General features: G+C 57.5%; 8 protein-coding genes. 1 reads left to right on the top strand and 7 read right to left on the bottom strand.

Annotated elements, in window-relative coordinates; genetic code table 11:
* Positions 1 to 32: 32 nt before the first annotated feature.
* Positions 33 to 722 (bottom strand): hypothetical protein, encoded by a 690-nt coding sequence (locus AWT76_RS03600; RefSeq protein ID WP_072244990.1) that lies wholly within the window; start codon positions 720 to 722, stop codon positions 33 to 35.
* 140 nt (positions 723 to 862) lie between these two features.
* On the opposite strand from AWT76_RS03600, the gene AWT76_RS03595 reads away from it, so the two are divergent.
* The gene (locus AWT76_RS03595) at positions 863 to 1,129 is read left to right on the top strand and encodes a hypothetical protein (protein WP_082700087.1); all 267 of its coding nucleotides are present in this window, start codon (positions 863 to 865) and stop codon (positions 1,127 to 1,129) included.
* A gap of 154 nt (positions 1,130 to 1,283) precedes the next feature.
* Here the strand turns inward: AWT76_RS03595 and AWT76_RS03590 are convergent, their stop codons facing one another.
* From AWT76_RS03590 to AWT76_RS03565, 6 genes are all read right to left on the bottom strand, one after another.
* A complete protein-coding gene (locus AWT76_RS03590) occupies positions 1,284 to 2,666 on the bottom strand; it encodes a hypothetical protein (protein WP_141655866.1) in 1,383 nt (460 codons plus the stop codon).
* A gap of 558 nt (positions 2,667 to 3,224) precedes the next feature.
* Entirely contained in the window at positions 3,225 to 3,869 is a 645-nt protein-coding gene (locus AWT76_RS03585; RefSeq protein ID WP_072244986.1) for a DUF6927 domain-containing protein, read from the bottom strand.
* Between the two features lie 220 nt (positions 3,870 to 4,089).
* Positions 4,090 to 7,221 (bottom strand): type I restriction endonuclease subunit R, encoded by a 3,132-nt coding sequence (locus tag AWT76_RS03580; RefSeq protein WP_072244984.1) that lies wholly within the window; start codon positions 7,219 to 7,221, stop codon positions 4,090 to 4,092.
* 223 nt (positions 7,222 to 7,444) lie between these two features.
* Positions 7,445 to 8,566: a Fic family protein gene (locus AWT76_RS03575; protein ID WP_072244982.1), complete on the bottom strand. Its 1,122-nt coding sequence runs from the start codon at positions 8,564 to 8,566 to the stop codon at positions 7,445 to 7,447.
* The gene (locus AWT76_RS03570) at positions 8,563 to 9,870 is read right to left on the bottom strand and encodes a restriction endonuclease subunit S (protein WP_072244980.1); all 1,308 of its coding nucleotides are present in this window, start codon (positions 9,868 to 9,870) and stop codon (positions 8,563 to 8,565) included. Before AWT76_RS03570 ends, AWT76_RS03575 begins: the two co-directional genes overlap by 4 nt.
* A complete protein-coding gene (locus AWT76_RS03565) occupies positions 9,867 to 11,393 on the bottom strand; it encodes a type I restriction-modification system subunit M (protein WP_072244978.1) in 1,527 nt (508 codons plus the stop codon). The genes AWT76_RS03570 and AWT76_RS03565 overlap by 4 nt, the downstream gene beginning before the upstream one ends.
* Positions 11,394 to 11,488: the final 95 nt, after the last annotated feature.

Here is an 11,488-nt window from a genome sequence, read left to right as displayed (position 1 = left end):
ACACTGACGACATCGGGATCGCCCCCGGAGCCCTATTTCACCACCCGGAGCCGGGGCGGTTTCGGGTCTAACTCAAGGTACCGTGACCAGAGCGGCGTGGTCGCATATATCCGGTCCACCAGCTTCCGGCCGTCGGTCATGTCTTCGGATAGAAGCCCGGACCAGACCAGCGGTTTGAGAACCCCGCTATACAGGTCTCCCATGCGGGGATCGTAAACCTGGGCCGGATCGGCTGGACCGTAGAAGACCTCGGTCAGCGCCCGGCCGGCAATCCCGCCCCGCGCCTCATAGTCGATCACGTTCAGCCAGACGTCCCAGTTCCCGAGCAAATTTCGATATTCCCGGGCGCTCCGGAACTTTTCCGCTTTGAACAACAGCGTCCGGGTGACAACGTCGAAGGTCCTGAAGCGGTCGGAGAACAGGTCCTTCCCAGCCTTCGTCAGGCGCAGATGCCCCAGATACGGGCGGACCATACGCATGTTGCGCAGGACGGAATGCAGGATCCAGAGCGGCTCGAAATGGTGTTCATCCGCGACCCGGATCTTCCCGAAGCCGTGATAGATTTCCTGCTCGGTCCAATCAGGGAACTGGATCGTCGTTATGGCCTCCGCAACCATCACTCGCCGGAACGCCCCCGATTTCGTCAGGGGAATGCCCTTCGGGTTCAGGGCGAACTGGGCGTTTAGGAAATCTAGGACACGAAGGACGGGGGAGCTGTCCATTATCGGGTCGTCGTCTGGAAGAGTGCGAAATCGATACATGGGAGCAGGATAGCCGTGATATATTAGGACAGGAAGGGCTTTGGCTGATTGACACGATGCCGCAATGAAATGACGATGCAACCCAAGCTTGAGGGGGTACGATGACTGAAATCAAGGAATTCCAGTTTGACGTGATGATCCGTCTGCCAGAGGGCTGCCCTGACATTGTGGATGTCGTGGACCGGCTTTATGAATCAGGGTGTGACGATGCCGTCGTTGGTTGTGGGAACCCTGGGATGCTTGGCTTGGCCTTCATTCGGGCGGGTTTGGATCAGGACGCGGTGATCGCCCGGGCGGTAAGTGATGCACTGGCAGGGTTGCCGAGGGGGGCTCTGGTTGAAGGGGTAAACTTGAGTGTGTCGGGTTGAGACGCGGAATGCGGCGGCAGAGTTTGCTAAGGCTAGATGGTGATCACGGCCCGTTGCGGACATTCGAAGATGCTTTCGGTAGAGTCCGGCGCCGAACGAAAACAGACATCCGGATCCGCTTGCAAACGACGTGAGCGATCACCGAGAGTATCCCTTAAGTCGCATCAGGAACCCGCCCTTCATCAATGTCCTGCATCCAAGGCAAGACGCGATTGATTCCAGTGCTGTAGTCGTAGGCATCAACGGGTTCTTTGAAGTCTTCTGCAATTTCTTCGACCACGGTGCTTAGCATGTATCCGAACCTATCTGGATGGGCATGTTTGTTCAGAGCCGCAATCATTCCCTCTGCACCAATCTTGCGCAGAGAAAACTCCCAATCATCCATGGCAACGAATGAAACGGCGATCCGGTCTTGTGGCAGAATTCCTGAGGTGCCAGCACATCGAGCCTCAGCGGCATCGGTGATGTGCTTGACGGTTTGCGAGGACATTTGAAACCAAGGCTCTAGCATCAAGACCAACCCGACAACATCGTCGCTGATTGACCAGTTGTTATCAGCTACGCCCCGTCGCACGTCCGAAACATAACGCCAGACTTGGCAGACACCCTTGATAAGTTCATCGTAAATCTCCTCGTTCTCAAAATATGGGTTTGGCGAGGACAGGACTTTGAACGGTATTTTCCTTGCCTTGCACTCGATTACGACCCGCAACGCGTTTTGCTGCGAAACCACGCGCACATCTGGTGTCTTCGCAGGGTTTGCCTTTGCGCCGTATTCAGCCTCGGAAAGAACCTGAAACTCAGTTCCAATGTAGTGCTTGGTGATCTCGACAGCGTAACTCTCGAACCGTTCGCCGATAATTCGGCGCACGTTGTCATTGTCGACCAAGTCGTAGAACAATCCGTCCGACATTCGCAGGTAGAGCAACGTTGGTATCGGGCAAAATGCCTCCCAACTCTCATCTTTCTGAACTGAGATTAGCGGCCACCGTCGCAGAATGCTTGGCTTATAGGCGATCTGTCCCTTTCCCGCCCGAGCGTTCTTCGCTTCGCGCCGCGCATCTGCACTCGTCTTTGCGATGATGTTGAACACGGCATCACGCTCTGCATCCGAAATTCCAACGCTGGCCATCGAACTGTCGATGCGAACAGCAGGAAAATTGGTTAGCTGCGCGGCGATGCCAAAAGCGACAAAGCAGAAACGTTCAAGCGAGATGCCGTACTTGGCCTCGAAGTGATCGTTGGCTTCGAGGGAATTGTAGAGCCACCAAGCGCGAAACATTCGCGAGGCAGTTTTGTAGCCAACCTGCCACCCGAACTGACGCCATCCAATCCGGGACATTGCCGCGAGGATTTCACCCTCAGGAATATCTTCCAAACTCTCGGCGTCTTCGATGTCGTTGATAAGATTAAACAACATCGTGAATGACTGCCAAAGCTTGGTGTTGAGGCGTTTTGAGGGCGTCGAAGGCTTGGAGGGCGCTGGAGGGTGGACGAGCGCCTCGTTCACCATGGTTTCCAGAGTCCAGGGCGCCATGAAGAATTCATTTCCCGGTCTTGATCCAATGGCACTCTCCGGATACGTGAGCCGCCCTCGAACTCTCTCGGGCTCGCCTAATCTGATCGCGTCCGCAGCCCAAACCATGATCAAGATGTCCCGTAGTCTCGCCCTACGAAACATCTTTGCTAGCTTGCCCCTGAACAGGGATTTGGATGTTGTTCGTCTCCCACGCATGGTCGTCGCAAACACTCCTTTTTCGTTCTGGACGTCTATCCGCCGTTCAGCCTTACCATATTCCGCTCGGCGACATTTCCTTAAGCTTGCGCCCAAGTTGGCCAGCATCGCTCATGGACCAAGCGAGGCAATACAAGAATGGATCGAGAACTGGCAACAGGCGGTCATTCCAAGTCCGAAGACATGATACCTGCTTGCGTAACCTATCGGCAGGGCTCAGCCGTGTGAGGCTGGTGTTACCACATCACAGCGAATGGCGGCTTTGGTTTGACCAGCTGAATATTAACGCAGCCGTAGAGAACGACTGCTCCCCGCCCAGACCGTCGGCCACCATCTGTTCTTTGCACCCTTTGCCATGTCTCAGTTGCCCTTTTCCAACCCCGTGGCCGCCTTTGCTTCGGTGGGATCACCCACCGGCGACATTGCATCCCACGCCCGCCGCCGAAACCCGGAAATCCTGCAGGTCACACCAGTTTCAACACACTGAAAGACCGTCCTCGCCCGAGTATATCCCTGCGGCTTCTCAATGATCACCTTGAAATGCTTTCGTTTCCTGCCGTCATTGAACTCCAGGGCTTGATCCAGCCTGATGACGTCACCGTCTTTCAGTCGTCGTGCTCTTCTCGCAGCATTTTCCAGGCATCGCTTGCGCCAGCTGTTTGCCCAGTCTGATGACGTTGGGCTCAGGATGTCGATGAGGGACTTCGGTGCTCGGGCAAATTCAGGACCCACATTTTCTTCATCCAAGCGATACCCCCAGCCGCCGTGGTCTTTCCTTGTGCGAAACACTGCGCCGAAGGTGAACTTGCCGTTCTCGTCTGGTTGATAGCCATCCGGAACCTCGCTGCCGTTCTTCAAGGTCATCTCAGCGGCAACGGTCCAGATTGATCCATCACGGCAAATCCGAATGGGACGGGTTGACCGTTCTTCATCATTGTGAGTGCAGAGGCGCTCGATCTCAGCACGGATATCGGCCGGGACGCGATTGTTGAACAGCCAGCCCATTACGGTTGTCCCTCAATCAATCTTCGATCTGATGCTCTTGGAGCCGTGGGGTCACTGTCGACCATAATATTCCACCACAGTGCTTAGCAAACCTCAACTGGCGTGGCCACCCGATGCAGCAGCCAGGCCCCAGTTTTACAAAGTCACCGATATCTCCGGCATATCGATCCTGCATCTGATGGCCTTCTCTCAAAAACGGCACTGCGCAGAGGTTTTGGCCTTACGCGAATTCCCGGGCCAGAACCTCCGCCTGTTGGACGACTTTCTTGATGGCATCTGACGCCAAATCGGGCGGAAACCCGTGTTTTTTCAGGATACGCCGTATGATCACACGCATCTTGGTGCGCACATTCTGCTTGCGCCACCAGTCGACGGATGAATTGGCCTGTACGGCGTTGACCAGTTCCTGTGCAATGACCCGCAATTCTTCGTTGCCCATCAACTCACGGGCGCTCTCGTTCTGGGCGAGAGCGTCATAAAATGCCACCTCCTCCGGGGACATGCCGTCCTCGGGCTGCTGTTGCAGGTCTTTGGCCATGTCGATCATCTCTTTGATGACCTGGATCGCATCGATGCTGCGGTTGTGATAGCGGGCCATGGCATCGGTCAGGCGTTTTGAGAAAGCCTCGTTCTGGGTCTGGTTTGTCCGGGTTCGGGTGCGGATTTCCCCGTTCAAAAGCTTGCGCAGGGCCTCGACCGCAAGGTTCTTGTGCGGCGTATTTTGCAGCCCCAGCAGGAAATCCTCGCTCAATACGCTCAGGTCGGGGCGGTCGATCCCCGCCGCCTCCAGAATGTCGATCACTTCGGTCGAGGCTACGGCCCGGTTCAGAAGCTGGGCAATGGCCAGTTCGGTATCCTCGGCGCTGCGTCCAGTCCGGGATGTCGCGTCCATTTTCCGGATGGCGGCTTGCACGGCGACAAAGAAGCCGACCTCATCCTTCAGGGCTGCCGCCTCTGACGTGCCCGCAGCAATCCGGAAGGCTTTCACCAAACCCGCAACGGCAGTCATGAACCGCTTTTTGCTGTCTTCGCGGTTTTTGGGGTCTTTCCCGTCAACCTTCAGCGTCAGGGCATGTTCAATCGCCACAGGCAGAATGCGGATGCGGTCGGCTGGGGTGCCGCGAACGGCATCCATATAAGCTATGCCGAAAAACATCCCCCGCATGATATCGATCTGGGTGTGCAAGGCATGAACAGCCTCGCCCTGATCAACGCCCGTCTGTTTTTGGTCGGCCTGCGAGTAATGGCGCAGGGCCTTCTTGAGATCAGCGGCAAGGCCGATGTAATCGACCACCAGCCCCGAGTTCTTGGCCCCGAACACACGATTGATCCGCGTGATCGCCTGCATCAACCCGTGGCCCTTCATGGGTTTGTCGACATACATTGTGTGCATGCAGGGGGCGTCAAAGCCTGTCAGCCACATGTCCCGCACGATGACCAGCTTCATTGCATCAGCAGGGTCGCGATACCGCGTCCGCAGGGTTTCCAGCCGGGCTTTGGAACGGATATGGGGCTGAAATTCGACCGGGTCTTGCGCCGCCCCCGTCATCACAACCTTGACCGCCCCCTCGGCATCCTCATCCGCGTGCCAATCCGGGCGGGCGGCGATGATGCGGTTATACACTTCAACACAGATCCGGCGTGACATGCATACGATCATCGCCTTGCCGCCATCCATGGCCTCAACCCGATCATCAAAATGCTTCAGGATATCCTCGACCACTTTATCAAGGCGCGGGGCCGCCCCGACCAGCTTCTCAAGCTGCGTCCATTTCGAGGTCATCGCCCCCTTGCTGTCATCGTCAAAGCTGATGCCATCCGCCTCGGCCTCTTCGATGATTTCGTCGAATTCAGCATCCAGCAATTCGCCCGCCTCATCCGACAGCTCGATCTTGGCGACGCGGCCCTCGTAGTAGATCGGTACGGTCGCCCCGTCCGACACAGCTTGGGCAATGTCATAGACATCGATGTAATCGCCGAACACGGCCTGCGTGTCTGCCCCCACAAGCGCAATCGGGGTGCCGGTGAAGCCCACATAAACCGCGTTGGGCAAGGCCGTGCGCAGATGATGGGCAAAACCGTATTTCGTTTCGCCCGTGTCGCGGTTCAGTTTGGCATCAAAGCCATATTGCGAACGATGCGCCTCATCCGCAAAGACAACCACGTTGGAGCGATGGGTCAACTCGCCAAAATCAGGGCTGCCTTTTTCGGGACGGAATTTCTGGATGGTGGCAAAGATCACCCCGCCCACCTTGCGATCCGCCAGCTTGCGGCGCAGATCGGGCACATCTTCGGCCTGAACAGGAACCTCGCCAAACAAGGCCGAACACCGCGAGAAGGTCGCGAACAGCTGATTGTCCAGATCGTTACGGTCTGTGATCACCACAATCGTCGGGTTTTCCAACCTTGGGTCACGCATCAGCCGACCGGCCAGAAATGTCATCAGCAGGGATTTTCCCGACCCTTGCGTGTGCCACATCACCCCGCCGCGGCCATCCTGCCCATGGGCGCCCAGAACGGCGGCCACGCCTTTGCGCACCGCGTGGAACTGATGATAGCCCGCGATCTTCTTGATCGGGCCCTTGCCCTCATCCTCGAACACGGTGCAAAAGCGGATCATCTCCAGAATGACGTTCGGGGTCAGCAAGCCATGGATCAGGGTTTGCAGGGCAAGGGCGCTGCCCGTCTCGACCACGCTTTCGCCATCCACCGTGCGCCAGTTCATGAAGCGGTCGAAATTCGCCGAGGCCGAGCCGTATTTCGCCGTCACCCCTTCGGAGATCACGTTGAACGCATTGGTGCGGAACAGGTCGGGCACCTGCGCCTTGTAGGTTTCCAGCTGGTTGAACGCCCCCCGCAATGTGCCGCTTTCGGTGCCCTTCAGCTCGATCACGATCACCGGCATGCCGTTCAGGAAAATGATCACATCGGGCCGCCGGGCGGTCTGGCCCACCACCTCGAACTGGTTCACCACCAGCCAGTCATTCTGGCCGCCCTCGAAATCGATCACGCGGGCGATATCGTGGCGCTCTTCGCCGCCTGCGAACCACGACACAGGAACCCCCGTTGTCAGAACCCCGTGGATACGGCGGTTTTCTGACAACAGATCGCCCGAGAATTTCGTGTCGCGGATTTCATTGATCGCCACCCGCACGGCATCTGCGGGCAAATGCGGGTTCAACCGGCGGATCGCGTCGTCCAGCCGCCCCAGCAACAACACATCGCGGAAACTGTCGCGGGCGGGGGGCTCTGCCTCGGGCGACAGGGCCGAGCCGTGCAGATAGGCAAAGCCCAACCCCTGCAATTCCTCCAGCGCCCAGTGTTCCAGATCGTCTTCCGAGGCAAAGGGCATCAGCTCTCCTCCTCGTCATGGGGTCTGATCTGTCGGTTCAGGTCAGAAAACCGCTTTTGAACAAGGCGGGACAGGCGGTTCTGGGAACGGTCAACGCGGAACATAGGAAAATCCCATTTTTACAGATTGGTCTTGTGGATCATGCGGTATCCATATCGACGCTTGTGGATCGAAAAGGCGCAACCCATGATCCACAACCAATCTCGTCGTTCATGGGTGATCCTCAAAACGCGGCCCTCCCTTCGCAGATATTCAGCAACTCGGGAAAGGCCATCACCGCCGCCCGCCGCCCGCTGGAGGGGCGCACCACCTTCAACAGCGGCTTTTCAGCCTCGCGGACCTCGCGCAGGATGCGCTTTGCCGTCGGTTCGGGAATATCGACATGGGCCACGAAATCCGACGCCGAAAAGATCGGCCGCGTAAAGAACCAGTCCAGCGCACGCCCGCTGTATTGCGACCGGGTGATTTCCACCATCCATTCCTTGCGGCTGTTATACAGTGCATGGATGCTTTGCGCCTTGGTCTCGTTCACCCCGGCCTGATGGATGATCCCCCGCAGGAAAAAGGCGCACCAGCCGGTCCAGTCCCCATCCCGCGACACGGCCAGCAACCGGTCATAATATTCGCCCCTGTTCTGTTCCAGAAACTCTGACAGGTAAAAATTCGGGCTTGCCAGCATCCCCGAGAATTTCAGGAACAGCGGGATCAACAACCGCCCAAGCCGCCCGTTGCCATCCAGAAACGGGTGGATCGCCTCAAACTCGGCATGCAGGATCGCCAGTTGCACCAGACGGTCGGGGGCGGTGCCGTGCATATACCCTTCCCATGCCTGCATCGCGGCGGGCAGATGATCGACCGCACAGGGCACGAACCGCGCCTGTTCCATGGTGCAGCCCTCGGGGCCGATCCAGTTTGGCACGCGGCGATAGTCCCCGGGGGCTTTGTTGCGCCCGCGCACGCCTTGCATCAGCACGGCATGGGTCTGGCGGATCAGGCGTTGCGACAGCGGCAGATCATCCAGCAACCGCAGCGCCTCGTTCAAGGCGGCGCGGTAATTCAGCACCTCGCGGATATCGGCCTTTTGCGGCGTGCTCTCATCGGTCTGGTCGCCGCTGGCTTCGTATTCCAGCACCTCGCCCAGGGTGGCCTGCGTGCCTTCGATCCGGCTCGACAGCACCGCTTCTTGCGAGGTCAGCGGCGACAGCAGAACATTAGGGTTGGGGATGCCATGCAATACCCCGTCATACCGGGCCACGGCGGCATTGGCCGGACCGATCAGGGGGATCAATTCGGGCCAGCGCAGATCGGCGGGGGGAAAGCCGCCCTGATGATACAGAACCGTCACGCCACATCCCCTATCAATTCACGGGCCGCACCCACGCGGAGCTCGCCCGACATGAGCCTTGGCAGCAGGCTGTCGCGGAGGGTGGCGAGGGTTTGGTTTTGATACAGGCAATCGCAATACCTGTCGAACAATGGTTGGATTTTATCTTCGAAAGAGCGGACAACCGATTGCGAAGCAACACAAACAGGGAACGCTTCCAAGTCCTTACGTGTTATATGCCCAAGGCCTGTTGTCTGTTTGTTTCGTGCAATTTCGGCCATTTCGGGATTGAAGAAACGCAAACAGGAAAAAAGCATCGCCTTTGACATTTTGCCGTTCGGGCGAACTACAAAAATATGCTGGTTCAGCCAAGCGTCCCCCAAGTGCCATATGAAAGCGTCTATCGAAGTATCTGGATTTCCTGACCAAGAAAAAAGCAATTCTCCACGGCAGATACGGAACTTTTCTCCAAGATCAGTCGTGGTAAACTTTGTATTTCCTGTTATTCCTGCTTTCAGCTCGGCAATTTTGACCACCGGCAAAGCGTCTGGATGATTGCTAAAGTGCATGTTCTTGTAAGCTGCACCGTTGACCCATTCCGCTTGCTGTAGCAGTCCTTCACGAACCCACCCCTCCGGCAGGCCATCACCGCCGAAGCGGTCGGGGAAGAGGGCGGCGGTGGTTTTGTCCATATGGGCGGGGGGGTGGCCTGCGGCTTTGGCGTGGACGGGGTCGAAATCGACAAACCATGACCGATAGAGGCTGCGGGCCATTTCCTCCAACGTGGCCGCCATGCGGCGGTTCAACTCGATCTTGTCATCCAACGCCCCCAAAATCCCCGCAATCTCGCGTTGTTCGGGGAGTGGCCAATCAGGTATTCTAAACTTGGCGATATCGCCCAAATTCAGATTTGGTTGTGCCGACTGTGCGACACCGGCCAAATTATTCGCTACAAATTGGGGATTCCTAAGGAAAAATTGCACGAAGCGTGGGTCGGCTTTTGTTTCATCAAGGCGCAGAATTGCGACAGCTTGGTTTGTATTTGCAGGCAGCATTTGTGGGGTTACTAAGCCACACTTACCCAAGTTTGCGCCTGCGATGGATAGCAAAATGTCGTTTGGTCGAAGGATTGAACGTTGTAGTTTTTTGTTGGTTTCTTCTGAGATGAATACAAATTTTGTTACATCGATTGAGCCATCATACTTAAGGCTCTCGGACTTGATGAAATTTACGCCAGACATCGAAAATCCACCAAGCTTGGCACTAGGAGTTGTTCCCTTCGTGATGAGGGTGGTTATGTCCCCAAGGGTTACAAAGCCACTCACACCAAGCCCCCCAGCTTCGCCTCGATCTCGGCCTCCAGCCGCCGCCCTTCTGCAAATTGCGCCCGCAGATCGCCCATCAGGCGCTCGAACTTCTCCTCGAACGGTTCCCCGTCTTCTTCCACCGCCCCTGCGCCGACATAGCGCCCCGGTGTCAGGACATGGTTGTGCTGCCGGATATCGGCCAGACTGGCGGCGGCGCAGAAACCGGGGATGTCGTGATAGGCCCCCGCCGATGCCTCGCCCCGCCATGCGTGATAGGTGCCCGCGATCTGCGCGATCTCGGCATCCGAGAATTCCTTTTGCTTGCGTGATCCGGGGATCAGGGCGCCCAGTTTTCGGGCGTCGATGAACAACACCTCGCCCCGCCGGTCCCGCAGCTTTTCGCCCTTGGCGGTGCCGTTCGATTTGTCCTTGGCCAAGATCCACAGGCAGGCGGGAATTTGCGTGCCAAAGAACAACTGCCCCGGCAGGGCGACCATGCAATCGATCGCGTCTTGCTCAACCATGGCGCGGCGAATGTCGCCCTCGCCCGATTGCATGGATGACATGGACCCGTTGGCCATGACCACCCCGCCAATGCCGTTTGCCGACAGATGGTGGTGGATATGGGCCATCCATGCGAAATTGGCGTTGCCCACAGGGGGCGTGCCGAAGCGCCAGCGGTGATCTTCACGCAGCAGATCGCCGTTCCAATCCGAGATGTTGAAGGGCGGGTTGGCGAGGATGAAATCGAACCGTTCATCGGGAAAGGCGTTGCGCAAAAGCGTGCCTTCGGGGTTCCAGCGGATATCGCCAAAGATACCCCGGATCGCAAGGTTCATGCGGGCAAGGCGAAAGGTGGCGGGGTTGCGTTCCTGCCCGTAAACCGCGATGTCATCCACCCGGCCCCGATGGGCGGTGATGAATTTCTCCGACTGCACAAAGAACCCGCCCGACCCGCAGCACGGGTCATAGACGCGGCCATGGGTGGGTTCCAGCATTTCAACCATGGTGGCGACGATGGAGCGGGGGGTGTAGAATTCGCCGCCGCGTTTGCCCTCGGACGTGGCGAATTCGCCGATGAAATATTCATAGATGCGGCCGATCAGGTCGAAATCCGCCCGCGTGCCGTGGAGTTCAAGGTTGGTGAACATCTCGATCAGGCCGGTGACGATGGCACGGTCAAGATCGGGTTTGCCGTAGACTTTTGGCAGGGCATCCTTGAGCGTGGGGTTGGAGCGTTCGATTTCCCGCATGGCATCGTCGACCTGAACCCCGATATTGTCGGCCTTGGCAGCGGCGGCAAGGCGGGACCAGCGGGCCTTTTCGGGCACCCAGAAGATGTTTTCGGCCGCGTATTCCTCGGGGTCTTCGGCGTCGATCATGTCGTCTTGCAGGAATTCCTGCTGCTTGGCGTCAAAGGCGGCCGAGACATAGCGCAAGAAGATCAGGCCAAGGGCGACATGCTTGTATTCGCCGGGGTCCATGGCGCCGCGCATCTTGTCGGCAGCGGCAAAGAGGGTTTTCTCAATAGAATCTGCCATAGGTTGCGCTGGTCTCTCTGTTCGAAATGAATTCCGTGTCCGAGGCTATAGCGCTGTTGTGGCATATGAAGGCGTTGTCTGCCAATGGTTTGGGG

It is taken from the genome of Roseibaca calidilacus, from assembly GCF_001517585.1.
Lineage (GTDB): Bacteria > Pseudomonadota > Alphaproteobacteria > Rhodobacterales > Rhodobacteraceae > Roseinatronobacter > Roseinatronobacter calidilacus.
This window is presented reverse-complemented; position numbering and strand designations above follow the sequence as displayed.